24 protein-coding genes are annotated in these 25,626 nt (G+C 60.5%); 19 read left to right on the forward strand and 5 right to left on the reverse strand.

Features of this window, described 5'->3' with window-relative positions; translation table 11 throughout:
- Window positions 1–51 precede the first annotated feature (51 nt).
- The 4 genes from PSPTO_RS09460 (at window position 52) to arfB (ending at window position 3,780) form a co-directional block, all read left to right on the forward strand.
- Window positions 52–243 (forward strand): DUF1289 domain-containing protein, encoded by a 192-nt coding sequence (locus tag PSPTO_RS09460; RefSeq protein ID WP_005767716.1) that lies wholly within the window; start codon window positions 52–54, stop codon window positions 241–243.
- Window positions 244–427: 184 nt separating this feature from the next.
- Window positions 428–1,654, forward strand: coding sequence for a 23S rRNA pseudouridine(2605) synthase RluB (rluB, locus tag PSPTO_RS09465; protein ID WP_005767718.1), 1,227 nt, complete (start codon window positions 428–430; stop codon window positions 1,652–1,654).
- A 271-nt stretch (window positions 1,655–1,925) separates the two neighbouring features.
- The gene (locus PSPTO_RS09470) at window positions 1,926–3,335 is read left to right on the forward strand and encodes an amino acid permease (protein WP_005767720.1); all 1,410 of its coding nucleotides are present in this window, start codon (window positions 1,926–1,928) and stop codon (window positions 3,333–3,335) included.
- A 31-nt stretch (window positions 3,336–3,366) separates the two neighbouring features.
- Complete coding sequence (gene arfB / locus PSPTO_RS09475; RefSeq protein ID WP_005767723.1) at window positions 3,367–3,780, forward strand: alternative ribosome rescue aminoacyl-tRNA hydrolase ArfB; 414 nt, start codon at window positions 3,367–3,369, stop codon at window positions 3,778–3,780.
- Between the two features lie 301 nt (window positions 3,781–4,081).
- Here arfB and PSPTO_RS09480 read toward each other — a convergent pair whose 3' ends face one another.
- From PSPTO_RS09480 to phhA, 4 genes are all read right to left on the reverse strand, one after another.
- Entirely contained in the window at window positions 4,082–5,281 is a 1,200-nt protein-coding gene (locus tag PSPTO_RS09480) for an MFS transporter (protein ID WP_005767725.1), read from the reverse strand.
- Between the two features lie 137 nt (window positions 5,282–5,418).
- Window positions 5,419–5,598, reverse strand: coding sequence for a hypothetical protein (locus tag PSPTO_RS09485; RefSeq protein ID WP_005767727.1), 180 nt, complete (start codon window positions 5,596–5,598; stop codon window positions 5,419–5,421).
- A gap of 451 nt (window positions 5,599–6,049) precedes the next feature.
- Window positions 6,050–6,406, reverse strand: coding sequence for a 4a-hydroxytetrahydrobiopterin dehydratase (locus tag PSPTO_RS09490; protein ID WP_005616592.1), 357 nt, complete (start codon window positions 6,404–6,406; stop codon window positions 6,050–6,052).
- A 34-nt stretch (window positions 6,407–6,440) separates the two neighbouring features.
- Window positions 6,441–7,238 carry a phenylalanine 4-monooxygenase gene (gene phhA, locus PSPTO_RS09495; RefSeq protein WP_005767729.1) on the reverse strand — a complete coding sequence of 266 codons (798 nt, stop codon included), beginning with the start codon at window positions 7,236–7,238 and terminating at the stop codon, window positions 6,441–6,443.
- Between the two features lie 274 nt (window positions 7,239–7,512).
- Here phhA and PSPTO_RS09500 point away from each other — a divergent pair, with 274 nt between their 5' ends.
- Window positions 7,513–9,078 (forward strand): sigma-54-dependent phenylalanine hydroxylase transcriptional regulator PhhR, encoded by a 1,566-nt coding sequence (locus tag PSPTO_RS09500; RefSeq protein WP_005767731.1) that lies wholly within the window; start codon window positions 7,513–7,515, stop codon window positions 9,076–9,078.
- Between the two features lie 96 nt (window positions 9,079–9,174).
- On the opposite strand, the gene PSPTO_RS09505 is transcribed toward PSPTO_RS09500, so the two are convergent.
- Window positions 9,175–9,441, reverse strand: coding sequence for a DUF2790 domain-containing protein (locus PSPTO_RS09505; RefSeq protein ID WP_005740605.1), 267 nt, complete (start codon window positions 9,439–9,441; stop codon window positions 9,175–9,177).
- Between the two features lie 356 nt (window positions 9,442–9,797).
- Between PSPTO_RS09505 and acs the strand changes: the two genes are divergently transcribed.
- The 14 genes from acs to astE all read left to right on the forward strand — a co-directional run bounded on the left by acs (window position 9,798) and on the right by astE (window position 25,530).
- Window positions 9,798–11,753, forward strand: coding sequence for an acetate--CoA ligase (gene acs / locus PSPTO_RS09510; RefSeq protein WP_007245081.1), 1,956 nt, complete (start codon window positions 9,798–9,800; stop codon window positions 11,751–11,753).
- Window positions 11,754–12,286: 533 nt separating this feature from the next.
- Window positions 12,287–13,063: an ABC transporter substrate-binding protein gene (locus PSPTO_RS09515; protein ID WP_005767735.1), complete on the forward strand. Its 777-nt coding sequence runs from the start codon at window positions 12,287–12,289 to the stop codon at window positions 13,061–13,063.
- A gap of 84 nt (window positions 13,064–13,147) precedes the next feature.
- Window positions 13,148–13,837 carry an ABC transporter permease gene (locus PSPTO_RS09520; protein ID WP_005740602.1) on the forward strand — a complete coding sequence of 230 codons (690 nt, stop codon included), beginning with the start codon at window positions 13,148–13,150 and terminating at the stop codon, window positions 13,835–13,837.
- Window positions 13,834–14,532: an ABC transporter permease gene (locus PSPTO_RS09525; RefSeq protein WP_011103715.1), complete on the forward strand. Its 699-nt coding sequence runs from the start codon at window positions 13,834–13,836 to the stop codon at window positions 14,530–14,532. The genes PSPTO_RS09520 and PSPTO_RS09525 overlap by 4 nt, the downstream gene beginning before the upstream one ends.
- 1 nt (window position 14,533) lies before the next feature.
- Window positions 14,534–15,646, forward strand: a complete 1,113-nt coding sequence (locus tag PSPTO_RS09530) for a succinylglutamate desuccinylase/aspartoacylase family protein (protein ID WP_005767739.1) — start codon at window positions 14,534–14,536, stop codon at window positions 15,644–15,646.
- A gap of 22 nt (window positions 15,647–15,668) precedes the next feature.
- The gene (locus PSPTO_RS09535; protein ID WP_011103716.1) at window positions 15,669–16,433 is read left to right on the forward strand and encodes an ABC transporter ATP-binding protein; all 765 of its coding nucleotides are present in this window, start codon (window positions 15,669–15,671) and stop codon (window positions 16,431–16,433) included.
- A gap of 135 nt (window positions 16,434–16,568) precedes the next feature.
- Window positions 16,569–17,561, forward strand: coding sequence for a transcriptional regulator ArgR (gene argR / locus PSPTO_RS09540; RefSeq protein ID WP_005740596.1), 993 nt, complete (start codon window positions 16,569–16,571; stop codon window positions 17,559–17,561).
- A 236-nt stretch (window positions 17,562–17,797) separates the two neighbouring features.
- Window positions 17,798–19,015, forward strand: a complete 1,218-nt coding sequence (locus PSPTO_RS09545; RefSeq protein ID WP_011103718.1) for an aspartate aminotransferase family protein — start codon at window positions 17,798–17,800, stop codon at window positions 19,013–19,015.
- Between the two features lie 133 nt (window positions 19,016–19,148).
- Window positions 19,149–20,180, forward strand: coding sequence for an arginine/ornithine succinyltransferase subunit alpha (gene aruF / locus PSPTO_RS09550; protein WP_005616608.1), 1,032 nt, complete (start codon window positions 19,149–19,151; stop codon window positions 20,178–20,180).
- Window positions 20,181–20,243: 63 nt separating this feature from the next.
- A complete protein-coding gene (astA, locus tag PSPTO_RS09555; protein WP_007245075.1) occupies window positions 20,244–21,269 on the forward strand; it encodes an arginine N-succinyltransferase in 1,026 nt (341 codons plus the stop codon).
- Entirely contained in the window at window positions 21,266–22,735 is a 1,470-nt protein-coding gene (gene astD, locus PSPTO_RS09560) for a succinylglutamate-semialdehyde dehydrogenase (RefSeq protein ID WP_161797808.1), read from the forward strand. The genes astA and astD overlap by 4 nt, the downstream gene beginning before the upstream one ends.
- 80 nt (window positions 22,736–22,815) lie before the next feature.
- Window positions 22,816–24,162, forward strand: a complete 1,347-nt coding sequence (gene astB, locus PSPTO_RS09565; protein ID WP_011103720.1) for an N-succinylarginine dihydrolase — start codon at window positions 22,816–22,818, stop codon at window positions 24,160–24,162.
- Between the two features lie 61 nt (window positions 24,163–24,223).
- The gene (locus PSPTO_RS09570; protein WP_005767754.1) at window positions 24,224–24,511 is read left to right on the forward strand and encodes a hypothetical protein; all 288 of its coding nucleotides are present in this window, start codon (window positions 24,224–24,226) and stop codon (window positions 24,509–24,511) included.
- An 11-nt stretch (window positions 24,512–24,522) separates the two neighbouring features.
- A complete protein-coding gene (gene astE / locus PSPTO_RS09575) occupies window positions 24,523–25,530 on the forward strand; it encodes a succinylglutamate desuccinylase (protein ID WP_005767756.1) in 1,008 nt (335 codons plus the stop codon).
- Window positions 25,531–25,626 lie beyond the last annotated feature (96 nt).

The raw sequence follows: 25,626 nt of genomic DNA on the forward strand, positions 1-25,626 counted from the left end.
CCGCCACGCCACGGTCACATCTGTTACCACCCGCCAAGAGATCCGCTGCCCATGAGTTCGACCAAGAACCCCTGCATCAGCCTGTGCAAATTCGATGATGACATTTGCCTGGGTTGCGGTCGCAGCAAGCGTGAAATCAAGGCCTGGAAGAAGCTCGACAAGGACGACAAACGCACGGTGCTTGACGAGTCCGCCAAGCGGCTGGCGAAGCTCAAGACCGCCGGTCGCAAAAAGAAGAAGTGACGCCGGCATTTGTCTCTGACGCTGGATGCGTAAATCAGCGCAGAGGCGTATGATGGCCGACCCTCGGCGATCAGTGGTCGCCCGGGCTATCAAGTATTTCGCCTTGCCGCTATCCACAGCGCGCCGGGCACAGGTCTCACCGGTTCTCGGTCAGCCCTGATTCGACACACCGGGAGGTGCCCAGATGAGTGAAAAAGACAAGCAGGACAGCCAGGAAATCGGACCCGCAGGCGAAAAGCTGCAGAAGGTTCTGGCGCGCATTGGCGTGGGTTCACGCCGTGACGTAGAGGCCTGGATTACCCAGGGCCGTATCAAGGTCAATGGCAAGGACGCGACCCTCGGTCAGCGCGTTGACCTGCATGACGCCATCAGTGTCGATGGTCGCGTCATCAAGCGCGAAGAAGCGGCTGAAACAGTCCGTCGCGTCATCATGTACAACAAGCCCGATGGCGAAATCTGCACCCGTGACGACCCGGAAGGCCGTCCGACCGTGTTCGATCGTCTGCCGCGTCCTAAAGAAGGTCGCTGGATCAACATCGGTCGTCTCGACATCAACACCACCGGGCTGCTGATGTTCACCACCGACGGTGAACTCGCCAACCGCCTGATGCACCCCTCGTTCGAAATGGACCGTGAATACGCGGTTCGTGTGCGTGGCGAAGTCGATGACGACATGCTGCTGCGCCTCAAGAACGGCGTGATCCTCGAAGACGGGCCTGCCCGTTTTACCGACATCAAGCAGGCGCCGGGCGGCGAAGGCTTCAACCACTGGTACCACTGCGTGGTGATGGAAGGCCGTAACCGCGAAGTACGTCGCCTGTGGGAATCCCAGGGGCTGGTGGTCAGCCGTCTGAAGCGTGTGCGTTACGGGCCGGTGTTCCTCAACTCCGACCTGCCGATGGGCCGCTGGCGCGAAATGAGCCAGTACGAAGTCGACATTCTGTCTGCCGAAGTCGGTCTGCAACCTGTGGCTCAGCCGCAGATGAACGCCAAGACCAAGGACAAGATGGAGCGTCTGCAACGTCAATCCTCGCGCCCGCTGGGCAAAGGCGAGCGCGTAGTTCGTACGCTGCGTCCTGCGGCTGGCGCTCCGGCGACCGGCGATCGTACGCCGCGTCAGCCGCAGATCACCGGCAGCGAGCGTGATCGTCCGCGTGGCGGCGACTCTACTCAGCGTCCTGTGCGCAAGGACTCGGGCAAGCCCGGTTCGCGTGCACCGCGTCCGGCTGACAACAGCCGTGGCACACCGGTCGCCGAGCGTCCGAGCGACATGAACAAGCGTCCGGCCAAGCCTGGGCCCAAGCGTGTCGGCATCAAGCTGGTGAACGATGATGCGCCGTCAGGCAAGCGTCGCGGTCCACCGGCAGGCTCGGGCCAGCGCCCTGGCTTCGGTCGTCGCAAGCCTGAGTGATGACGTGGTGTGAATAAGCAGCAACGCCAGTCCATGAGGCTGGCGTTGTTGTTTCTGGCCGTGTGAAAAACGTTGTCACACAGCCCTTTGGCATCCATTTCCCTGTTTTGAGTCTCGACCTGCATGCAGGTGTACAATGCTGCGCTTTTTTCTGTGAATCACTGCTGTTCAACACTCAGGGCCACTCGCTCGGAGTGCTGCAATTCTGCCGCGTCACGAGCGCGTCAGGTCCTTTTCTGTCACAGAACAAGAACAATCAGGTGGCTATCGAATGAGTGAAACAACTGCACCCTCGGGCGAATTGAAACGCGGTCTGAAGAATCGGCATATCCAGCTGATCGCTCTGGGCGGCGCAATCGGCACGGGCTTGTTTCTCGGGTCGGCGGGCGTGCTGAAATCAGCCGGGCCTTCGATGATTCTCGGTTATGCGATCTGTGGCTTCATCGCCTTCATGATCATGCGCCAGCTCGGCGAGATGATTGTCGAAGAGCCGGTGGCCGGGTCGTTCAGCCATTTTGCGCACAACTACTGGGGCGGTTTCGCCGGGTTTCTGTCGGGCTGGAACTGCTGGCTGCTGTACATCCTGGTGGGTATGTCGGAGCTGACCGCGGTCGGCAAATACATTCACTACTGGTTGCCGCACATCCCGAGTTGGGTGTCGGCAGCGGTGTTCTTCGTGTTGATCAACGCCATCAACCTGACCAACGTCAAGGTGTTCGGCGAGACCGAGTTCTGGTTCGCGATCATCAAGGTGGTGGCGATCATCGGCATGATCGCGCTGGGCAGCTACATGCTGGTCAGCGGCAGCGGTGGCCCGCAGGCGTCGGTCAGCAACCTCTGGGAGCATGGCGGATTCTTCCCCAATGGCGTCAGCGGTTTGGTGATGGCGTTGGCGATCATCATGTTCTCGTTCGGCGGCCTGGAAATGCTCGGTTTTACCGCTGCCGAGGCCGAACAGCCGAAGACTGTGATCCCCAAGGCGATCAATCAGGTCATCTACCGCATCCTGATTTTCTACATCGGCGCGCTGGTAGTGCTGTTGTCGCTGACGCCGTGGGACAGCCTGCTGGCCAGCCTCAATGCCTCGGGTGATTCCTACAGCGGCAGCCCGTTTGTGCAGGTATTCTCGATGCTCGGCAGCGATGCGGCGGCGCATATCCTCAATTTCGTGGTACTGACCGCAGCGCTGTCGGTCTACAACAGCGGCACCTATTGCAACAGCCGCATGCTGGTGGGCATGGCCGAGCAGGGCGATGCGCCCAAGCTGCTGGCGCAGGTCGATAAACGTGGCGTGCCGGTCAAGGCGATTTTCGCGTCCGCCGCCGTGACGCTGGTGGCCGTGCTGCTCAACTACTTCGTGCCGCAACAGGCGCTGGAGTTGCTGATGTCACTGGTGGTGGCCACGCTGGTCATCAACTGGGCAATGATCAGCTACTCGCACCTGAAATTCCGCCAGCACATGAATCGCACCGGGCAGGTGCCGCTGTTCAAGGCGCTGTGGTATCCGTATGGCAACTACGTTTGCCTGGCGTTTGTGGTGTTCATTCTCGGCATCATGCTGATGATCCCCGGTATCCAGATCTCGGTTTACGCGATACCGGTCTGGCTGGCGGTGATGTGGGTGTGTTACCGAGCCAAAAACAGGCGTAGCGTTGTCGTGAATGCCGAGACTGGCAAATAACTGTGCCTGTTGCAGAAAAGAAGATGCCCCGATGCTGGTGATTTCCAACAATGTCCATTTGCCGGACGCCGAGATCGAGTTGACTGCCATTCGCGCACAGGGTGCGGGTGGGCAGAACGTCAACAAGGTCTCCAGCGCCATGCACTTGCGGTTCGACATCAACGCCTCGTCGTTGCCGCCGTTCTATAAAGAGCGGTTGCTGGCGCTGAACGACAGCCGGATTACCAGCGATGGCGTGATCGTGCTGAAGGCCCAGCAGTACCGCACCCAGGAGCAGAACCGCGCCGATGCGTTACTGCGCCTGAGCGAGCTGATCGTCAATGCCGCCAAAGTCGAAAAGAAACGCCGCCCCACACGACCGACTTTGGGGTCCAAGACCCGAAGGCTGGAGTCCAAGAGCAAACGCGGCTCGATCAAGGCCGGGCGCGGGAAAGTGGATTTTTGAGTACGACTGGCCCTTCAAGATCGGACGCAGAGCGTCCAGAACGGCATTACCACGCTGGAGCGCGGGAACGATAATCGCAACTATCGTGCGGCGCTCCGCGTCGCATGCCTTTCTGGACGCTCCGCGTCCTCTTTGCGACGCAGAGCGTCGCGAACTGCATTACCACGCTGGAGCGCGGGAACGATAATCGCAACTATCGTGCGGCGCTCCGCGTCGCGTGCCTTTCTGAACGCTCCGCGTCCTCTTTGCGACGTAGAGCGTTACCACGCTCAAGTGCGGAAACGATGACCAGAACCGATCATCACTGGCGCAACGCCTGTGCCTGCTTGTACAGATAAACGCTCAGCCCCAGCCCGGTAAGTGACGCCAGCGCCGCGAACAGAAAGATCGAGACAAAGCCAAAGCCGGCGGCAATCGCGCCTGCCAGTGGGCCGGTGATGCCCAATGACAGGTCGATGAACAGTGAATAAGCGCCCACCGCCGCCCCGCGACTGGAGGCCGGGACCAGATTCACCGCTTCGACACCCAGCGCCGGGAACACCAGCGAGAAGCCGAAGCCAGTCAAGGCTGCACCGGCCAGCGCCAGGCCGGGCGTCGGCGCCATCCACAGCAATAGTAGCCCCAGCGTCTCTACCGACAGGCAGACAATCGCCACCCGAAAGCCGCCCAGGCGGTTGATCAGGTTGCCGAACAACAGGCGTGCAGCGATAAAACTGCCACCAAACAGGGTCAGGCACAGCGCTGCGTTCGGCCAGTGATTGCTCGCGTAATACAGGGTAATGAAGGTTGCGATGGTGCCGAAACCAATACCGCCCAGCGCCAGGCCCATGCCGTGCGGAAACACCCGCCCCAGCACATGCATGAACGGCAGTCGTTCACCGTGCACAATCGGCGCGGCTTCCTTGTGCCAGGTCAGGTACAGGCCCAGCGCGCACAGCAGCATGATGCTCACGCCCACTGTCCACAATCCGAGTGAGTCGACCATCCCCACGCCCAGTGGTGCGCCGATGGCCAGTGCGCCATAGCTGGCGATGCCGTTCCAGGAAATCACCTTGGCAGTGTTCTGCGCGCCGACCCGGCCGATACCCCAGCCAATCGAGCCGGAGCCTACCAGGCTTTCCGCGCTGCCGAGGATCACCCGGCCAATCAGCAGAATTACCAGGCTCGCCATTGGCCAGGCGTCCAGCCAGACCGGCACCAGCATGAACACACCGCTCAGCCCGCAGCCGGTCAGGCCGATCTGTACGGCTTTCTTGCTGCCCAGATTGTCGATGATGCGGCTCGCCCACGGCCGGCTGATCAGCGTCGCCAGATACTGCACGCTTATCACCAGGCCTGCGATCACCGCGCCGAAGCCCAGGTCGCTGTGGACATAACCGGGCAGGACGGCGAGCGGAATACCGATATTCAGGTAGCCGATGAACGTGAACATGACGATGGAAACGACGGTCAGGGTGACAGTCATCGGCGGTTGCGGCGTGGTGTGCTGTGTCTGGGGCATGGGGCAGGCTTTCGTTCTGTGCAGGCGTGGCTTTCGAGCGGGCAGGGAAAACCCTTAGCAAGCTCTCGAAGTGCTCATCATACCGACGCATCTGGCGATGCAGGTGCAACAGATTGAAATAAACGGCGAAAGAAGGGCTATTTGTTCGCTGGGGCTACAAGCTGGGTTGTCACAAGGGCGGCCAGTGCGTTTTCCTGGGTGCCGAAGCGGGCGAGCAGGGCGCTCTGTTTTTCCGGGGTGAGACGTGACCAGATTTCGATCATTTTTTCGGCAGTGCCGATCAGGGCATTGGCCTGGGTTTCGCTGAAGTCACTCATAACGTCTGTGTCTGCCTGTTGCTGGTTTTCCAGGCGTATTGAAAATCGGCAAGACCGTTTTTCGATACGCCTGAAAACAATCGCCTTCAGTCTTTGCTTCCGGCTTTCTGGCTGTCTTGAGCCGAGGGTGCTGCTTTCATTGCGACAGGTTGCCCCAACTCTTGTTGAGCCAGAGTCGACTGCTGTGGTTCCTGTTGGCCTGGTGGGAAGTTAGGGATTTCATGCATCGTCGTCGCTCCTCGCAAGGGGTTGCAGATAGAACCGTGCTTTTTAAAAAGCCTGCGCAGGATACCCCACTGAAAATGACAATCAGGATATTTTTTTACCCTCAATGGTCATTCTGCGAAACAAAATCGGCTTTTTACTGTCTTTGGACCTCGCCTTGCGAGGCAGCGGACCGCGTTATTGTTCATTGCGACGCCCCGCAAACGCGGCCCGTTTCCCCGGTTTTTTATTTGCGACCTTCGGCCTTTGCCGCTACTTCATCGGTGCGCGCCGCCATGATGAAATCGTTGCGGTGCAGCCCTTTGATCGAGTGGCTCCACCAGGTAACGGTTACTTTGCCCCACTCGGTCAGCAGGCCAGGATGATGGCCTTCGGCCTCGGCAATTTCGCCCACCGCATTGGTGAACGCCAGGGCGAATTTGAAATTCTTGAACAGAAACACTTTTTCCAGCTGCATCACGCTGTCGCGTACTTCGATGTTCCAGTCCGGGATCTGCCTGAGCAGTTCCGGCAGTTCGGCTTCACTGACTTGCGGGGCGCCGGCGCTGCAGGCTTCGCAGTGGGCTTGATTCAATGTGCTCATAAACAGGGTGTCCTTTTCAGATGCCTGGCCGCAGTCAGGCCGCGTGGCTTTTGGTTTTAGGGGGAAACTTGGGCGCGTGCAAGCCCATCTGCATACCGTGTTCGACCATCGCCATGATGTCCTCGCCGGCCAGATCGAACAGACGCTTGAGGTCAGGCAGGACAAAATACAGTGGCTGCAGAATGTCGATGCGGTACGGCGTACGCATTGCTTCAAGCGGGTCGAACGGCTGATGTTCGGGGGCCGACGACAGGCTGTATACCGCCTCCCTGGGCGAAGAAAGAATGCCACCGCCGTAGATTCTCCGCCCGTGTGGTGTGTCGACCAGGCCGAATTCAATGGTCATCCAGTACAGCCGGGCGAGGTAAACCCGTTGTTCCTTGTTCGCGCTGAGGCCAAGTTTGCCGTAAGTGTGGGTAAATTCGGCGAACCAAGGGTTGGTCAGCAGCGGGCAGTGACCGAATATCTCGTGAAAAATGTCCGGCTCCTGCAGGTAATCCAGTTCTTGCTCGGTGCGAATAAACGTCGCCACCGGAAAACGCTTGCTGGCCAGCAGCTCGAAAAATGTCTGAAAGGGGATCAGCGCTGGCACCCTTTCAACCTGCCAGCCGGTGGTCGCACCGAGCACCTTGTTGATGTCGCCCAACTGCGGAATGCGATCGTGGGGCAGGGCCAACTGCTCGATGCCGTCCAGATATTCCTGGCAGGCGCGGCCTTCGATGATCTTCATCTGCCGAGTGATCAGCGTGCTCCATACCGCATGCTCGACCGCCGGATAGTCAATGAAGCCCGAAGCGTCCGGTTCGCGTGCCACGTAGTGCGTCTGGGCCATGCTGATCTCCTCGAAAGACTGTTGTTTTTATAGCGCCTGACGACAGCAATAACCCGGTTTTGCGGGGCAGTCAGTGGGCGAGAACTGCAGGCATCCGTCGCTAGCTCGCCATTTCGTAACGAAAACTTTACGAATGCTTTATTTCGGCCTCGAATCAAGCGCCGGGCTAACTCGCGCAATGCCGTTGTGTAACGTATTGTTGACGGCAAAGTTTGTCATGTTCAAAAAAACTTGCCGCTTAAAAACCAATGACGTTCACAGGAACAGACCACTCATGCGCATCAAGGTCCACTGCCAGAACCGCATCGGCATTCTTCGTGACATCCTCGATCTGCTGGTCGCCTATGGCGTCAACGTGGCTCGCGGTGAAGTGGGCGGCGAGCACGGTGACGCGATCTATCTGTTTTGCCCGAACCTGATCAACCTGCAGTTTCAGGCGTTGCGTCCGAAATTCGAGGCGATCACCGGCGTGTTCGGCGTCAAGCGCGTCGGGTTGATGCCCAGCGAGCGGCGGCACATGGAACTCAATGCCTTGCTCGGCGCGCTGGATTTTCCGGTGTTGTCCATCGACATGGCCGGCGCCATCGTTGCCGCCAACCGCGCCGCTGCGCAGTTGCTGGGGGTGCGGGTCGATGAAGTGCCGGGGATTGCGTTGTCGCGGTATGCCGAGGACTTCGATCTGCCCGCGCTGGTGCGTTCCAGTCAGTCGCGCATCAACGGCCTGCGGGTCAAGGTGCGCGGTGACGTGTTTCTAGCCGACATCGCGCCGCTGCAGTCCGAACACGACGACAGCGAGGCCATGGCCGGCGCCGTGCTGACCCTGCACCGCGCGGACCGGGTCGGCGAGCGTATCTATCATGTGCGCAAGCAGGAATTGCGCGGTTTCGACAGTATCTTTCAGAGCTCGAAGGTCATGGCTGCGGTGGTCCGCGAAGCACGGCGCATGGCACCGCTGGACGCGCCGTTGCTGATCGAAGGCGAAACCGGCACCGGCAAGGAGCTGCTGGCCCGCGCCTGCCACCTCGCCAGCCCGCGCGGCCAGTCACCCTTGATGGCCCTCAATTGTGCCGGGCTCTCGGAGTCCATGGCCGAAATCGAACTGTTCGGCTACGAGCCCGGCGCGTTCGAGGGTGCGCGGGTTGAAGGTCGGCTGGGGCTGGTGGAGTTGACGGCGGGCGGCACGTTGTTTCTGGATGGCGTAGGTGAGCTGAGTGCGCGCATGCAGGCCAAGCTGCTGCGCTTCATTCAGGACGGCAGCTTTCGCCGGGTCGGCAGTGACGAAGACATGTTTCTCGACGTGCGGGTGATGTGTTCGACGCAGGTTGACCTCTCGCAGCTGTGCGCCAGAGGCGAGTTCCGTCAGGACCTCTACCATCGCCTCAATGTGCTGTCACTGCACATCCCGCCGCTGCGCGATTGTCTGGACGGCCTTGAACCGCTGGTGGAGCACTTTGTCGATCATGCCAGCCGTCAGATTGGCTGCTCGTTGCCACGTATGACGCCTGCCGCGCTAAAGCGTCTGACCCAGTACCATTGGCCCGGCAATGTCCGGCAACTGGAAAACGTATTGTTTCAGGCCGTTTCGCTGTGTGACGGCGGCAAGGTGCAGGCCGAGCATATTCGATTGCCCGATTACGGCGTGCGCCAGGGCCTGAGCGAGGTGTCGCTGGAGGGTGGGCTGGACGCGATTGTCGGCCGTTTTGAACGGTCGGTTCTGGAGCAGTTATATGCGCATTACCCCAGCAGTCGTCAGTTAGGTAAACGCCTGGGTGTATCGCATACAACCATTGCCAACAAGTTACGCGACTATCAAATAAGCAAGGAGGCAAAAACGGATTAACAAATGGTCAGTCCAACACCCGGCAATCAACGCACGGCAAGCGCCTCGCCGTTGAAGCTGCGAGGCGTCGTACCTGCGTGACAGCGGCACGGACAATCAACCGTTGCTGCAGCCGTTGCCCATCACCTGATAACTCATGGTGTGCCGCGCGCCCTGCGAGTCTTCGTAGACCATGCGTGCCGGCACCACTTCGCAGACGCTGGGGATCTGGCTGATGGAAATGACCCGGGCGATGTCCAGGTGAGTGCCGTAGGTGTACTGCTCGACACGCGCTTGTTGAGCAGCCACTTTGGTTTGCGATTCTTCGGCCATGGCCAGGCTGCTGACACCGCAAAGTGCCAATGCCACTAATAAAGCTTTCATTGTGTTTTACCTTTTTGAGCGTGAGAGCGGCCGCATCACGTTTTTCGACGTTATGTGCAAGCGCTGTCTGATAGTTGAAGCGAGCTGCGTGGGGGCAGCGGATGTTTGCCTTGTTGGCCAAATGGATTCTAGGCGCGTCGTGATGCGACATATATAAAGACTTTGGATAAGCGCTTTCATCAAAACGGTAATAATCCTGAGGGCAGCTCCAGGTTATTAGCTGCAAGCCGCAAGCTTGCAGCTGGCTAGCTTGAAGCTCCGGCCCCGCCCGGTAATACCAATGTCGAATGGCTCCCCTGGGTAGGGCGGGATACAACGGGTGCATAAAACAACAACTATCCACCGAGGTAACCAAGATGAGTGCAGCTTCCCTGTACCCCGTCCGCCCAGAAGTCGCAGCGACTACGCTGACGGATGAGGCGACCTACAAGGCCATGTACCAGCAGTCGGTGGTCAACCCGGATGGTTTCTGGCGTGAGCAGGCGCAGCGCCTCGACTGGATCAAGCCGTTTAGCGTGGTCAAGCAGACCTCGTTCGACGACCATCGCGTCGACATCAAATGGTTTGCCGATGGCACGTTGAACGTTGCCTACAACTGCCTGGACCGTCACCTGGCCGAGCGCGGCGACACCATCGCCATCATCTGGGAAGGCGACGACCCTTCCGAGCACCGCGAAATCACCTACCGCGAGCTGCACGAAGAGGTCTGCAAATTCGCCAACGCCCTGCGCGGCCAGGACGTGCACCGCGGCGACGTTGTCACCATCTATATGCCAATGATCCCCGAGGCTGTGGTCGCCATGCTGGCGTGCGCCCGGATCGGTGCGATTCACTCGGTGGTGTTCGGCGGTTTCTCGCCGGAAGCACTGGCGGGGCGCATCATCGATTGCAGCTCCAAGGTGGTGATCACGGCCGACGAAGGCCTGCGTGGCGGTAAAAAAACCGCGCTCAAGGCCAACGTCGACCGCGCCCTGACCAACCCGGAAACCAGCAGCGTGCAGAAGGTGATCGTCTGCAAGCGCACCGGTGGCGAGATCGAGTGGAACCGTCACCGCGACATCTGGTATCACGCGCTGCTTGAAGTGGCGTCCAGCACCTGCGCACCCAAAGAGATGGGCGCGGAAGAATCGCTGTTTATCCTTTACACCTCGGGCTCGACCGGCAAACCCAAAGGCGTGCTGCACACCACGGCGGGCTACCTGCTCTACGCCGCGCTCACCCACGAGCGCGTGTTCGACTACAAGCCGGGCGAAATCTACTGGTGCACGGCCGATGTTGGCTGGGTCACCGGGCACAGTTACATCGTCTATGGCCCGCTGGCCAATGGCGCGACCACGCTGCTGTTTGAAGGTGTGCCGAACTACCCGGACATCACTCGCGTGTCGAAGATCATCGACAAGCACAAGGTCAACATCCTCTACACCGCGCCCACCGCGATTCGCGCCATGATGGCTGAAGGCACCAAGTCCGTCGAAGGCGCGGACGGTTCCAGCCTGCGCCTGTTGGGTTCGGTGGGCGAGCCGATCAATCCGGAAGCCTGGGGCTGGTACTACAACACCGTCGGCAAGCAGAACTGCCCGATTGTCGACACCTGGTGGCAGACCGAAACCGGCGGCATCCTGATCAGCCCGCTGCCAGGTGCAACAGCGCTGAAACCGGGCTCGGCCACACGGCCGTTCTTCGGCGTGATTCCGGCACTGGTGGACAATCTGGGTAACCTCATCGAGGGCGCGGCCGAGGGCAATCTGGTGATTCTCGATTCCTGGCCGGGTCAGTCGCGCACCCTGTACGGCGACCATGACCGTTTTGTCGACACCTATTTCAAGACCTTCCGGGGCATGTATTTCACCGGTGACGGTGCCCGTCGCGATGAAGACGGCTACTACTGGATCACCGGGCGCGTGGACGATGTGCTCAACGTATCCGGCCACCGGATGGGCACGGCTGAAATCGAGAGCGCGATGGTTGCGCACCCTAAAGTCGCGGAAGCCGCCGTGGTCGGCGTGCCGCACGATCTGAAAGGGCAGGGCATTTACGTCTACGTTACCCTCAATGCTGGCGAAGAGCCGAGCGATGCGCTGCGCACCGAACTGCGCAACTGGGTGCGCAAGGAAATCGGCCCGATTGCCTCGCCGGACTTCATCCAGTGGGCACCCGGCCTGCCGAAAACCCGTTCGGGCAAGATCATGCGCCGCATCCTGCGCAAGATCGCCACCGCTGAGTACGACGCGCTGGGCGATATCTCCACCCTGGCCGATCCAGGCGTGGTGCAGCACCTGATCGAAACGCACAAGAGCATGAGCGCGGCCTGACCGATCGATGAGTGAAGGCGCCCCGTCCGGTGCAAGCCGGGCGGGGCGTTTTTGTTTTCGGTGCTGATGGCTGGTGATGAAACGGGATATATATCGGGTTGTTACGGGTTTACACGTTGTTGCAGGGCCGTGCTTCGTTGTGGGACGTTGCGGGTTTTTTTGTAGGAAGGCGCGACGCGTCAGTGCGTTTCACCCGTCATGTGTAACGCTGGGCTTGCCGGATTAGAAGGCTTTGCCAATAATGGGCGCGCTTTTTGCTGTAGTCACAGGTTAGGCCTGATCTGATGGATCAGTAGAAATATGCTCCGTCAATAGCGTAGAGTGGCTTTTCAGGCGCTTCTGTAACTAGTTGTCGCATTGAAGAAATATCGACTTCGAGCCTGTCGTTAAAATGCCCCTCATTCGCCGAAGGCCGATGACCCGCCAATCCGGTGTCACGCATCAGGCGTCGCTCTCCCCCGAGATTGTCCTTTCGCACAGTGGGCACCTGCTCACTCTGCCACTTGTCGTGCTTTACCGATGGAGTTCTGAAAATGAAAAAGCTCATGCTTATTGGCGCGCTGGCGTTGTCCGTGCTTGCCCAGCCGACATTCGCTGACGAAAAACCACTGAAAATCGGTATCGAAGCGGCGTATCCTCCGTTCGCGTCCAAGGCACCGGACGGCAGCATCGTCGGTTTCGACTACGACATCGGCAATGCACTGTGTGAAGAAATGAAAGCCAAGTGCACGTGGGTCGAGCAAGAGTTCGACGGCCTGATCCCGGCGCTCAAAGTACGCAAGATCGACGCGATCCTGTCGTCGATGTCGATCACCGACGACCGCAAGAAGTCCGTGGATTTCACCGGCAAGTATTATAATTCCCCGGCGCGCCTGGTGATGAAGGACGGCGTGACCGTCAGCGACAGCCTTGCCGAGCTCAAGGGCAAGAAGATCGGCGTACAGCGCGGTTCGATCCACGAGCGTTTCGCCCGTGAAGTCCTCGCCCCTAAAGGCGTTGAAGTGACCCCGTACGGTTCGCAGAACGAAATCTACCTGGACATCGGTGCGGGTCGTCTGGACGGCACCATCGCTGACGCCACGCTGCTGCAGGATGGCTTCCTGAAAACCGACTCCGGCAAGGGCTTTGCCTTTGTGGGCCCGGCGTTCACTGACCCGGATTACTTCGGCGACGGCATCGGCATCGCCGTGCGCAAGGGTGACAAGGCCAACCTCGATCGCCTCAATGCTGCCATTGCCGCGATCCGCGCCAACGGCAAGTACAAGGCCATTCAGGACAAGTATTTCGACTTCGATATCTACGGCAAGTAAGTCTTCGTACCGATTCTGATCAATGGCGCAAACAGAATTGCCTGGGTTGCGCCATTTTTATTCCACGCTTGAGGACCGCACATCATGTTGAAAGGTTACGGGGCTGTCATCCTCGAAGGTGCCTGGCTGACGTTGCAGCTGGCCCTGTCGTCGATGGCTCTGGCGATCGTTCTCGGTCTGATCGGCGTGGCGCTGCGTCTGTCGCCGGTGCGCTGGATTGCCTGGCTGGGCGATCTGTACAGCACCGTGGTGCGCGGCATTCCCGATCTGGTGCTGATCCTGCTGATTTTCTACGGAGGTCAGGACCTGCTCAACCGCGTGGCACCGCTCTTGGGTTTCGATGACTACATCGACCTTGATCCATTGCTGGCAGGCATCTGCACGCTGGGCTTCATCTTCGGGGCCTACCTCTCGGAAACCTTTCGTGGCGCGTTCATGGCCATCCCCAAAGGGCAGGCCGAGGCGGGCATGGCGTATGGCCTGAGCAGCGGCAAGGTGTTCTTCCGCATTCTGGTGCCGCAGATGATTCGTCTGGCGATACCCGGTTTCACCAACAACTGGCTGGTACTGACCAAGGCCACCGCGCTGATTTCCGTGGTCGGCCTGCAAGACATGATGTTCAAGGCCAAGCAGGCGGCCGATGCCACCCGCGAACCCTTTACCTTCTTCCTGGCGGTTGCGGCGATGTACCTGGTGATCACCAGTGTTTCGCTGCTCGCTTTGCGTTATCTGGAAAAACGCTACTCGGTAGGCGTCAGGGCGGCTGACCTATGATCTTTGACTACAACGTGATCTGGGACAGCCTGCCGCTGTACTTTGGCGGTCTGCTGACCACCCTCAAATTGCTGGCGATTTCCCTCGCTTTCGGACTGCTCGCGGCGCTGCCGCTGGGCCTGATGCGGGTCTCGAAAAAACCGTGGGTGAACGTGCCGGCCTGGCTGTACACCTACGTGATTCGCGGCACACCGATGCTGGTGCAGTTGTTTCTGATCTACTACGGCCTGGCTCAGTTTGCGGCGGTGCGCGAGAGCTTTTTGTGGCCGTGGCTGTCCAGCGCAACCTTCTGCGCCTGCCTGGCCTTCGCTATCAATACCAGCGCCTACACGGCCGAGATCATTGCCGGCAGCCTCAAGGCCACGCCGGCCGGCGAAATCGAGGCGGCGCGGGCCATGGGCATGTCGAAGGTGAAAATGTATCGGCGCATTCTGCTGCCGTCGGCCCTGCGTCGGGCGCTGCCGCAGTACAGCAACGAGGTGATCATGATGCTGCAGACCACCAGTCTGGCCTCTATCGTCACCCTGATCGACATCACCGGTGCGGCGCGCACGGTCAATGCGCAGTTCTACCTGCCTTTCGAGGCCTACGTCACCGCAGGCGTTTTCTATCTATGCCTGACATTCATTCTGGTGCGGCTGTTCAAGATCGCCGAACGCCGCTGGCTGGGCTATCTCGCCCCACGGAAGGTCTGAAATGCAAAGAATCGATCATGTATTGCCGTGGAGCACCCTCGGCACCGAACGCACGCTCAGTGTCTTTCGCTTCGGCACCGGTGAGCGCAAAGCCTACATTCAGGCCAGTCTGCACGCTGACGAGCTGCCTGGCATGCGCACCGCCTGGGAGCTGAAAAAACGCCTGACCCAGCTGGAACAGCAGGGCGCGCTGAAGGGCGTCATCGAACTGGTGCCGGTCGCCAACCCGCTGGGCCTGGGGCAGTTGCTGCAAGGCGCGCACCAGGGGCGCTTCGAGTTCGGCAGCGGCAAGAACTTCAATCGCGACTTCACCGAGCTGAGCGAGCCGGTCGCCCAATTGCTTGAAGGTCAGCTGGGCGATGACCCGCGTGCCAATATCCATTTGATTCGTCAGGCGATGACCACTGCGCTGGAAAGTCTGCCCGCAGCGCAATCCGAGTTGCAGGGCATGCAGCGCATTTTGCTCAGGCACGCCTGCATCGCCGATGTGGTGCTTGACCTGCATTGCGATGCCGACGCCGCGCTGCACATGTATGCCTTGCCGCAACACTGGCCGCAGTGGCGTTCGCTGTCGGCGCACCTGAATGTTCAGGTGGCACTGCTGGCCGAGGATTCCGGCGGCAGCTCGTTCGATGAAGCCTGCTCGCTGCCGTGGTTGCGTCTGTCACGGGCCTTCCCGCAGGCACAGATTCCATTGGCCTGCCTGTCGACCACTATCGAACTGGGTGGTCAGGCCGACACTGGCAAGCCCCAGGCTGAAGCGCACGCCGAGGGCATTCTGGCGTTTCTGGCCGAGCAGGGTCTGATCAGTGGCGACTGGCCGCAGCCTGCGCACGAAGCCTGCGAAGGCATGCCGTTCGAAGGCACTGAATTGCTCTATGCGCCGCATCCTGGCGTGGTGACATTCCTGCGCGCCGCAGGCGACAGGGTCGAAGTCGGCGATCCGCTGTTCGAGGTCATCGACCCGCTGTCCGATCAGGTCAGCACCATTTGCGCGAATACTGCCGGGGTGTTGTTCGCCATCGAGCGGCTTCGCTACGCTCAACCCGGTTTCTGGCTGGCCAAAGTGGCGGGGCGTACCGCGCTGCGTCATGGGCGTCTGCTCAGTGATTGACCGTTCTGTGGAAACCCAAAGCATGAACAAACTGGAAGTCCAGGATCTGCACAAGCGCTATGGCAGTCACGAAGTGATCAAGGGCGTTTCCCTGACCGCGAAGGCTGGCGATGTCATCAGTATCATCGGCTCCAGCGGCTCGGGCAAAAGCACCTTTCTGCGCTGCATCAACCTGCTCGAACAGCCCCATGCCGGCAAGATCCTGCTCAACAACGAAGAGTTGAAGCTGGTGCCGAACAAGGACGGCGGCCTCAAGGCGGCCGACGCCAAACAGTTGCAGCGCATGCGCTCGCGGCTGTCGATGGTGTTTCAGCACTTCAACCTGTGGTCGCACATGACGGCGCTGCAGAACATCATCGAAGCGCCGGTTCACGTGCTGGGCGTTTCGAAAAAGGAAGCGCTGGAAAAGGCCGAGTATTATTTGGCCAAGGTCGGGGTGGCGCACCGCAAGGACGCTTATCCAGGGCACATGTCCGGTGGCGAGCAGCAGCGTGTGGCGATTGCCCGCGCGCTGGCGATGGAGCCCGAGGTGATGCTGTTCGACGAGCCGACTTCTGCGCTCGACCCTGAACTGGTCGGCGATGTGCTCAAGGTCATGCAGGGCCTGGCCCAGGAAGGCCGGACCATGGTGGTGGTGACTCACGAAATGGGCTTTGCCCGGGAAGTCTCCAACCAGTTGGTGTTTCTGCATCAGGGTGTGGTGCTGGAGCGTGGCGACCCACGCGAAGTGCTGGCCAATCCGCAGACCGAGCGCTTGCAGCAGTTTTTGTCCGGCAGCCTCAAGTGACGATCGGCATCGCATGGCGATGCCTTTTTACAGCAGAACAGGGCATGCTGCGCGACGCGTGACATGACCTGGATGTTCCAGATCGAGCCTTGTTTCAAGGCTTGGCTTTTGCGGCAATACGTATCGGATGTCCCAATGACTGCCCATCGAATAGGTTTCCTCGTCTGGCCTGGCACCAAAGCCATGACCCTGGCACTTGCCGAGGAAGCTTTGCGTGTTGCCCAGCGCGTGCACCCTGAAGTGGTCTACGAATTGTCGTTTCTGCAGGCCGAGCTTGCCGAGCCCGCAGCGGTTGCCGGCGGCTGGCAATTGCCGGGCGAGCCTTGGACCGGGCGGCTGGAAGGGTTGCAGAAACTGTTTTTGCTGGCCGATGAACCACCTGCCGCCGTGGCGCCTGCGCTGGGCAGCGCGCTCAAGCAACTGGTGCGTGCCGGTTGTTCGATTGGCGGGCTGTCGGCGGGCGTTTACCCGCTTGCGCAATTGGGCCTGCTGGATGGCTATCGCGCCGCCGTGCACTGGCGCTGGCAGGACGATTTCGCCGAGCGTTTCCCGAAAGTCATCGCCACCAGCCATCTGTTTGACTGGGATCGCGACCGCTTGACCGCCTGTGGCGGTATGTCGGTGCTCGACCTGTTGCTGGCGGTGTTGTCCCGCGATCATGGCGCGGAACTGGCCGGGGCGGTTTCCGAAGAACTGGTGGTCGAGCGCATTCGCGAAGGCGGCGAGCGTCAGCGCATTCCGCTGCAGAACCGTCTGGGTTCCAGCCATCCGAAGCTGACCCAAGCGGTGCTGTTGATGGAAGCCAACATCGAAGAGCCACTGACCACCGACGAAATCGCCCAGCACGTGTGCGTGTCACGCCGCCAACTGGAGCGCATCTTCAAGCAATACCTCAATCGTGTGCCCAGTCAGTACTACCTGGAACTGCGCCTGAACAAGGCCCGCCAGATGCTGATGCAGACCAGCAAATCGATCATTCAGATCGGCCTGTCCTGCGGATTCTCGTCGGGGCCGCACTTCTCCAGCGCCTACCGCAACTTCTTCGGCGCCACGCCGCGTGAAGACCGCAACCAGCGACGCAGCAGCAGCCCGTTCGAGCTTTCGCCGGTGCCTGCCGAGCGCGGTTGATTGTCTTGTCGCGATAGAAGTGCTGCCGCGACAGCTCTGGTCCAGACAGGCCGGCCTCAATCCGTTTAAACTGCGCCTTTGTGACGCAATATGTCGCATTGCCGAAAGCCTTGAAAAAACCCGGTTTTGCGCTGTAACAAGTTGTCGCCTGGCGGCAAGGCCGAACACCATTCAGTCCTTACAATCTTTCCATCGCTCGCCAGTTTCAGGCAGGCGTTCCTCATCAGGAGACTCCGATGTCCGTTGAGCATGCTGCGGTGCAACGCGCCGATTTCGACCAGGTAATGGTCCCCAATTACGCCCCTGCCGGGTTCATCCCTGTGCGTGGTGCGGGCTCCCGCGTCTGGGATCAGGCGGGGCGCGAACTGGTGGACTTCTCGGGCGGGATCGCCGTCAACGTATTGGGCCACTGCCACCCGGCGCTGGTCGGTGCCTTGACCGAGCAGGCCAATAACCTCTGGCATGTGTCCAACGTGTTCACCAACGAGCCGACCCTGCGTCTAGCGAAAAAACTGGTGGACTCGACCTTCGCCGAGCGCGTGTTCTTCTGTAACTCGGGCGCCGAAGCCAACGAAGCGGCCTTCAAGCTGGCGCGCCGTGTGGCGCACGACCTGTACGGCCCCGAGAAGTACGAAATCATCGCGGCGGTAAACAGCTTCCACGGCCGTACCCTGTTCACCGTGAGCGTCGGTGGCCAGCCGAAATACTCCGATGGTTTCGGGCCGAAAATCACCGGCATCAGCCACGTGCCTTACAACGACCTTGAAGCCTTGAAAGCGGCTGTGACCGACAAGACCTGCGCCGTGGTGCTGGAGCCTATTCAGGGCGAAGGCGGTGTTTTGCCGGGCGAGCTCGACTACCTGCAAGGCGCGCGCAAACTGTGTGACGAGCACAACGCGCTGCTGGTATTCGACGAAGTGCAGAGCGGCATGGGCCGTAGTGGCCATCTGTTTGCGTACATGCATTACGGCGTGACCCCGGACATCCTTTCCAGCGCCAAAAGCATTGGCGGCGGTTTCCCGCTGGCGGCCATGCTGACCACTGAAAAGCTCGCCAAGCACTTCGCAGTCGGTGTGCACGGCACCACGTACGGCGGCAACCCGCTGGCCTGCGCGGTGGGTGAGGCAGTGATCGACGTCATCAATACGCCTGAAGTGCTGGCTGGCGTGCAGCGTAAGCATCAACAATTCAAGACTCGCCTGGAAAGCATCGGCCAGCAATATGGCGTGTTCACCGAAGTGCGCGGCCTGGGCCTGTTGATCGGTTGCGTGCTGTCCGATGCCTGGAAAGGCAAGGCCAAGGACATCTTCAACGCTGCCGAAGCCCAGGACCTGATGATTCTGCAGGCCGGTCCCGACGTGATTCGTTTCGCGCCAAGCCTGGTGATCGAAGACGCCGACATCGAAGAAGGCCTGAACCGCTTCGAGCGCGCCATCGCCAAGCTTACGTCCTGATTCATCCGCTGTATTCCGGTGCTTGCCCGATCGGCGAACACCGGACATTTTCCTGTGCCATGCGGCCTGACGCCGCCTGGCGCACTTATCAGTGCCAGCCGCAGAGGCCGGTCGATCTACAAGGAGTGGCACCATGCTGGTGATGCGCCCTGCGCAAATGGCTGATCTGGCCGAGGTTCAACGCCTCGCTGCCGACAGCCCTATCGGTGTCACGTCCTTGCCCGACGATGCTGGCCGCCTGACCGACAAGATCGGCTCGTCGGAGGCCTCATTCGCCGCCGAGGTCAGCTTCAACGGTGAAGAAACCTACTTCTTCGTCCTCGAAGACAGCGAGAGCGGCAAGCTGGTGGGCTGCTCGGGCATCGTCGCTTCGGCGGGTTACTCCGAGCCGTTCTACAGCTTTCGCAACGAAACCTTCGTGCATGCCTCTCGCGAACTGAAAATCCACAACAAGATCCATGTGCTCTCCCAGTGCCACGACCTGACTGGCAACAGCCTGCTGACCAGCTTTTACGTGGTCCCGGAGCTGGTGGGCACGTCCTGGTCGGAGCTCAACTCGCGTGGCCGTCTGCTGTTTGTCGCCAGCCACCCCGAGCGCTTCGCTGATTCAGTGGTCACCGAAATCGTCGGTTACAGCGACGAGCAGGGCGATTCGCCGTTCTGGGACGCCATCGGGCGCAACTTTTTTGACCTCAACTATGCCGCTGCCGAGCGTCTGTGCGGGCTGAAAAGCCGGACGTTCCTCGCCGAGCTGATGCCGCATTACCCGATCTACGTGCCATTGCTGCCCGACGCTGCGCAAGAGGCGATGGGCCAGGTGCATCCGCGTGCGCAGATCACCTTCGACATCCTGATGCGCGAAGGTTTTGAAACCGATCATTACATCGACATCTTCGACGGTGGCCCGACCCTGCATGCCAAAGTGTCCGGCATCCGCTCCATCGCGCAGAGTCGTCTGGTACCGGTCAAGGTCGAGACAGCGCACAGCAGCGACGTGGGCAAGGGCGGGCGTCTGTATCTGGTTGCCAATGGTCTGCTGCAGGATTACCGCGCGGTGTTGCTGGAACTCGACTGGGCACCCGGCCGGCCGGTGGTTCTGAGCCTGCAGGCCGCCGACGCGCTGGGTGTGGGTGAAGGTGCCAGTGTGCGCATCGTCGCGGTCTGAGCCGGACGTTCGATTGCGGATTAGCCCGTTTCAAGGCTCTCGATGAGCCGCTGAGGAGATAACATGATCGTTCGTCCCGTACGCAGCAGCGACCTGCCCGCGTTGATCGAGCTGGCGCGCAGCACCGGCGCCGGTCTGACCACCCTGCCGGCCAACGAGCAACGCCTGGCCCATCGGGTTGGCTGGGCTGAAAAGACCTTTCGCGGAGAAGCCGAGCGCGGCGACGCCGATTACCTGTTCGTGCTCGAAGACGACGACGGCAAAGTGGTGGGCATTTCCGCCATCGCTGGCGCGGTCGGCCTGCGTGAGCCCTGGTACAACTACCGGGTCGGGCTGACGGTCAGCGCCTCCCAGGAACTGAACATTTACCGGGAAATTCCTACGCTGTTTCTGGCCAACGACCTGACTGGCAATTCCGAATTGTGCTCGCTGTTCCTGCACAGCGATTCGCGCAGCGGCCTCAACGGTCGCCTGCTGTCCAAGGCGCGCATGCTGTTCATTGCTGAGTTTCCGAAACTGTTCGGTAACAAGATCATTGCCGAGATGCGCGGCATGTCCGACGAGAATGGCCGTTCGCCGTTCTGGGAGAGCCTGGGGCGGCACTTCTTCAAGATGGAGTTCAGCCAGGCCGATTACCTGACCGGCGTGGGTAACAAGGCGTTTATCGCCGAGCTGATGCCCAAGTTTCCGCTGTACAGTTGCTTTCTGTCCGAAGACGCACGCAACGTGATCGGTCGCGTGCACGCCGACACAGAGCCTGCGCTGACCATGCTCAAGGGTGAGGGCTTCTCGTATCAGGGCTACGTCGATATCTTCGATGCGGGCCCGGCCATCGAGTGCGAGACCGGCAAGATCCGCGCGGTCAAGGACAGCCAGGCCCTGGTGCTGGCCATCGGCACGCCGGGCGACGACGCACCACAGTTCCTGATCTACAACCGCAAGCGTGAAGATTGCCGCGTGACCGTAGGCGCTGCGCGGTTTGCTGCCGGTACGCTGGTGGTCGCGCCGCAAACCGCCAAGCGGCTGCGTATGAATGCTGGCGACAACGTGCGCGCAGTGCCGTTGTCCGCCGCGCGGGAGGGCGTTTGATGAGTACCCTGTATATCGCAGGTGCCTGGCAAGCCGGGCAGGGCGAGCTGTTCCATTCGTTGAACCCGGTGACCCTGCACGTGTTGTGGTCCGGGCAAGGCGCGACCGCTGAACAGGTGGATCACGCTGTACAGGCCGCGCGCCAGGCGTTTCCCGCCTGGGCGCTGCTTTCACTTGATCAGCGCATCGCCGTGCTGGACGCTTTTGCTGTCAGCCTCAAGGCGCACGCTGACGAACTGGCGAATTGCATCGGTGAAGAAACCGGCAAGCCGTTGTGGGAATCGGCGACCGAGGTGACCAGCATGGTCAACAAGATCGCCATTTCAGTGCAGAGCTATCGCGAAAGAACCGGCGAGAAAAGCGCTCCGCTGGGCGATGCTACCGCTGTGTTGCGCCACAAGCCGCACGGTGTGGTTGCCGTATTCGGGCCGTACAACTTTCCGGGCCACCTGCCTAACGGCCATATCGTCCCGGCCTTGCTGGCAGGCAATACGGTGCTGTTCAAACCGAGCGAGCTGACGCCGAAAGTCGCCGAACTGACCGTCAAATGCTGGATCGAAGCCGGCTTGCCTGCCGGTGTCCTCAACCTGCTGCAAGGTGGACGCGAAACCGGTATCGCCCTGGCGGCGAATCCGGGTATCGATGGCCTGTTCTTCACCGGGTCGAGCCGCACTGGCAACGCGCTGCATCAGCAGTTCGCCGGGCGACCGGACAAGATTCTCGCCCTGGAAATGGGCGGTAACAATCCGTTGGTGGTCGATCAGGTCCAGGACATCGACGCGGCGGTTTACACCATCATTCAATCGGCGTTTATCTCCGCAGGCCAGCGCTGCACCTGTGCGCGTCGTCTGCTGGTGCCCGAGGGCGACTGGGGAGATGCGTTGCTGGCGCGGCTGGTTGCCGTCAGCGCGACCCTCGACGTGGGGGCGTTTGATCAGCAACCTGCGCCGTTCATGGGCTCTGTCATTTCGCTTGAGGCCGCGCGGGCTTTGCTCGACGCGCAGCGTCATCTGCTCGCCAATGGCGCGGTGACCTTGCTGGAAATGCGTCAGCCGCAACCCGGTGCGGCGCTGCTGACGCCCGGTATTGTCGATGTCAGCGCAGTCGCAAACAGGCCCGATGTAGAGCTGTTCGGCCCGCTGTTGCAGGTCGTCCGCTACGCCGGTTTTGATGCGGCGATCGCCGAGGCCAACGCCACTCAATACGGTCTGGCGGCGGGCCTGCTCTCGGACTCCGAAGCGCGTTATCAGCAGTTCTGGCTGCAAAGCCGCGCCGGCATCGTCAACTGGAACAAGCAATTGACCGGGGCCGCCAGCAGCGCGCCGTTCGGTGGCGTCGGGGCGTCGGGCAATCATCGCGCCAGCGCCTATTACGCGGCCGATTACTGCGCCTATCCGGTGGCGTCGCTGGAGACCGGCAGCCTGACTCTGCCCGCGACGTTGACCCCGGGTGTGCGGCTGAGCTGAGTGCCTTGCCTAGAGAATGTGCGTAAAGCATGCGCGTAAAGAAAGAATGCTTATAAAAACAGATCCACGGAGCCTTGCCGATGAAGTCCTGTGAAGTGAATTTTGACGGTCTGGTCGGGCCAACCCACAACTACGGCGGGTTGTCCTACGGTAACGTCGCCTCCCAGAGTAATAGCCAGCAGTGCTCGAACCCGCGTGAAGCGGCGCTGCAGGGCCTGGCAAAAATGAAGGCGCTGATGGACATGGGTTTTACCCAAGGCGTGCTGGCACCTCAGGAGCGTCCTGACGTTGCCAGTCTGCGTCAGTTGGGTTTTACCGGCAGCGATGAGCAAGTGATCGAGAAAGCTGCCCGTCAGGACATGCCGTTGCTGGTCGCCAGTTGCTCGGCATCGAGCATGTGGGTGGCCAATGCGGCGACGGTCAGCCCCAGCGCCGATACCGCTGATGGCCGTGTGCATTTCACGGCGGCCAACCTCAACTGCAAATACCATCGCAGCATCGAGCATCCGACCACCAGCCGCGTGCTGGGGGCCATGTTTGCCGACGCGAAGCACTTCGCTCATCACCCGGCCTTGCCATCAGTGGCGCAGTTCGGCGATGAAGGCGCGGCCAACCACACGCGTTTCTGTCAGGACTACGGTCAGGCCGGGGTAGAGTTTTTTGTGTTTGGCCGCAGCGCTTTCGATACCCGCTACGCAGCACCGCAGAAGTACCCGGCGCGGCAGACGCTGGAAGCTTCACGAGCGGTGGCGCGCCTGCATGGTCTGAGCGATGAGTGCGTTGTGTACGGGCAGCAGAACCCGGCGGTGATCGATCAAGGCGTGTTTCATAACGATGTGATCGCGGTCGGCAACGGTGAAGTGCTGTTCTATCACGAGGACGCCTTTCTCCACACCGAACAGATGCTGGGCGAGCTGCGCGACAAACTCAGCCGGGCCGGCGGCCAGCTGCAGGCTGTTTGCGTGCCACGCGCCGAGGTCTCGGTTCAGGATGCGGTGCGCTCATATCTGTTCAACAGCCAGTTGCTGTCGCGTCCGGATGGCTCGATGCTGCTGATCGTGCCACAGGAATGCCAGGCCAATGCCAACGTCTGGGGCTACCTGCAACGGCTGATTGCCGATGCCGGCCCGGTCGCCGAGGTCAAGGTCTTCGACCTCAAGCAGAGCATGCAGAACGGTGGCGGCCCGGCGTGCCTGCGCCTGCGCGTGGCGCTCAATGAAACCGAGCTGGCTGCAGTAAACCCCGGCGTGATCATGACCGCGCCGTTGTATGAAACGCTGACGCAATGGGTCGACAGGCACTACCGTGATCGCATGAGCGAAAACGATCTGGCCGACCCCCGATTACTGACTGAATGCCGCACGGCATTGGATGAACTGACGCAAATCCTTAAACTGGGCGCCGTTTATCCGTTTCAACTGAATTGAAACACCTTGCGCGCCGGGCCATTGGCCGGCGCACGACTTCCTTTATAGAGAGCATTTCGACATGAGCGACGCCCTGCAACTGATCCTTGAAGACACTGATGGCACCCAGCTGGAAACCTCCTGCACCCGCGTTGCCATCATCTGGCAGGGCAAGGAGCTGTGGATTCAGCAAGACGGCCGTGGCCAGTTGCTGATCGGCGTGGACGTCGAAGAAGACGATGCCGAATACGCCAATCTGCTGCTGCGCCCGCTGGCGACCAATCTGGTCAGCCTGCAACTGGAAATGGAACCGGCCGACGTCGGTGCCGAAGAAGACGGTCACGTTCACGGCCCTGACTGCAACCACTAAGGAAGCGCGCCATGCTCGCCCTCGGCAAACTGCTTGAACTGACCCTGGCTGGACGTGAACCAGCGGAAAAGACTCAACTGACCGTCGAAGGCGTGCGGATGCGCTGGCTGGCTGAGGGGGCTCTGGAAGTCCGCCCGCCACAGGCTCGTGACAATGGCACTGACCTGCTGCTGTCTGCCGGTATTCATGGTAACGAGACAGCGCCCATCGAGCTGCTTGATGAACTGATCCGCAGCATCGCGCGTGGCGACCTCAAACCGCGCGCACGTATTCTGTTTCTGTTTGGCAACCCTGCTGCCATGCGGCTGGGTGCGCGTTATGTCGAGCAGGACGTCAACCGGCTGTTCAATGGCCGGCACGAACAAAGCGGTGGCGCGGAAGCCCTGCGCGCTTGTGAACTGGAGCGGCTGGCTGCCAGCTTTTTCAGCCTGCCGGACCGCTATCGGCTGCATTACGACCTGCACACTGCCATTCGCGGCTCAAAGATCGAGCAGTTTGCGCTGTATCCGTGGAAAGAGGGCCGTCAGCACTCACGCTTTGAACTGGCCCGGCTGCGTGCGGCGGGCATCAGTGCAGTGCTGCTGCAGAACAAACCCTCCATAGTGTTCAGCGCCTACACCTACGAACAGCTCGGGGCCGAGGCTTTTACACTGGAACTGGGCAAGGCCCGCCCGTTTGGACAGAACCGGCACGTTAATCTCGCGCCATTGCGTTTGCGTCTGGAGCAGATCATTGAAGGCAGCGAACCCCAGCCGGATGAGCGTCTTGAGGGGCTGCAACTGTTCAGCGTCGCACGTGAAGTGATCAAGCGCAGCGATGCGTTCACCTTCAACCTGGCGGATGATGTGGAGAACTTCTCCGAGCTGGAAAAAGGCTACGTGCTGGCCGAAGACGTGAGTGATTCACGCTGGGTGGTGAAAGAAGAGGGCGCAAGAATCATCTTCCCCAACCCCAAGGTCAAAAATGGCCTGCGGGCGGGCATTGTGATTGTGCCGGCTGATGCGGATGGGCTTGGTTGACGATAATCTCAACTATCGTGCGACGCTCCGCGTCGGCATGCCGTTAAGGACGCTGCGCGTCCTCTTTGCATTTGCGACGCAGAGACTGCGCAACGA

Source organism: Pseudomonas syringae pv. tomato str. DC3000 (assembly GCF_000007805.1).
GTDB classification, from domain to species: Bacteria; Pseudomonadota; Gammaproteobacteria; order Pseudomonadales; family Pseudomonadaceae; genus Aquipseudomonas; species Aquipseudomonas avellanae.

What these genes read in the sequence shown, in the direction of transcription:
- PSPTO_RS09460 (WP_005767716.1), top strand. Translation starts at nt 52, where the DNA reads ATGAGTTCGACCAAGAACCCCTGCATCAGCCTGTGCAAATTCGATGAT.
- rluB (WP_005767718.1), top strand. Translation starts at nt 428, where the DNA reads ATGAGTGAAAAAGACAAGCAGGACAGCCAGGAAATCGGACCCGCAGGC.
- PSPTO_RS09470 (WP_005767720.1), top strand. Translation starts at nt 1,926, where the DNA reads ATGAGTGAAACAACTGCACCCTCGGGCGAATTGAAACGCGGTCTGAAG.
- arfB (WP_005767723.1), top strand. Translation starts at nt 3,367, where the DNA reads ATGCTGGTGATTTCCAACAATGTCCATTTGCCGGACGCCGAGATCGAG.
- PSPTO_RS09480 (WP_005767725.1), bottom strand. Translation starts at nt 5,281, where the DNA reads ATGCCCCAGACACAGCACACCACGCCGCAACCGCCGATGACTGTCACC.
- PSPTO_RS09485 (WP_005767727.1), bottom strand. Translation starts at nt 5,598, where the DNA reads ATGAGTGACTTCAGCGAAACCCAGGCCAATGCCCTGATCGGCACTGCC.
- PSPTO_RS09490 (WP_005616592.1), bottom strand. Translation starts at nt 6,406, where the DNA reads ATGAGCACATTGAATCAAGCCCACTGCGAAGCCTGCAGCGCCGGCGCC.
- phhA (WP_005767729.1), bottom strand. Translation starts at nt 7,238, where the DNA reads ATGGCCCAGACGCACTACGTGGCACGCGAACCGGACGCTTCGGGCTTC.
- PSPTO_RS09500 (WP_005767731.1), top strand. Translation starts at nt 7,513, where the DNA reads ATGCGCATCAAGGTCCACTGCCAGAACCGCATCGGCATTCTTCGTGAC.
- PSPTO_RS09505 (WP_005740605.1), bottom strand. Translation starts at nt 9,441, where the DNA reads ATGAAAGCTTTATTAGTGGCATTGGCACTTTGCGGTGTCAGCAGCCTG.
- acs (WP_007245081.1), top strand. Translation starts at nt 9,798, where the DNA reads ATGAGTGCAGCTTCCCTGTACCCCGTCCGCCCAGAAGTCGCAGCGACT.
- PSPTO_RS09515 (WP_005767735.1), top strand. Translation starts at nt 12,287, where the DNA reads ATGAAAAAGCTCATGCTTATTGGCGCGCTGGCGTTGTCCGTGCTTGCC.
- PSPTO_RS09520 (WP_005740602.1), top strand. Translation starts at nt 13,148, where the DNA reads ATGTTGAAAGGTTACGGGGCTGTCATCCTCGAAGGTGCCTGGCTGACG.
- PSPTO_RS09525 (WP_011103715.1), top strand. Translation starts at nt 13,834, where the DNA reads ATGATCTTTGACTACAACGTGATCTGGGACAGCCTGCCGCTGTACTTT.
- PSPTO_RS09530 (WP_005767739.1), top strand. Translation starts at nt 14,534, where the DNA reads ATGCAAAGAATCGATCATGTATTGCCGTGGAGCACCCTCGGCACCGAA.
- PSPTO_RS09535 (WP_011103716.1), top strand. Translation starts at nt 15,669, where the DNA reads ATGAACAAACTGGAAGTCCAGGATCTGCACAAGCGCTATGGCAGTCAC.
- argR (WP_005740596.1), top strand. Translation starts at nt 16,569, where the DNA reads ATGACTGCCCATCGAATAGGTTTCCTCGTCTGGCCTGGCACCAAAGCC.
- PSPTO_RS09545 (WP_011103718.1), top strand. Translation starts at nt 17,798, where the DNA reads ATGTCCGTTGAGCATGCTGCGGTGCAACGCGCCGATTTCGACCAGGTA.
- aruF (WP_005616608.1), top strand. Translation starts at nt 19,149, where the DNA reads ATGCTGGTGATGCGCCCTGCGCAAATGGCTGATCTGGCCGAGGTTCAA.
- astA (WP_007245075.1), top strand. Translation starts at nt 20,244, where the DNA reads ATGATCGTTCGTCCCGTACGCAGCAGCGACCTGCCCGCGTTGATCGAG.
- astB (WP_011103720.1), top strand. Translation starts at nt 22,816, where the DNA reads ATGAAGTCCTGTGAAGTGAATTTTGACGGTCTGGTCGGGCCAACCCAC.
- PSPTO_RS09570 (WP_005767754.1), top strand. Translation starts at nt 24,224, where the DNA reads ATGAGCGACGCCCTGCAACTGATCCTTGAAGACACTGATGGCACCCAG.
- astE (WP_005767756.1), top strand. Translation starts at nt 24,523, where the DNA reads ATGCTCGCCCTCGGCAAACTGCTTGAACTGACCCTGGCTGGACGTGAA.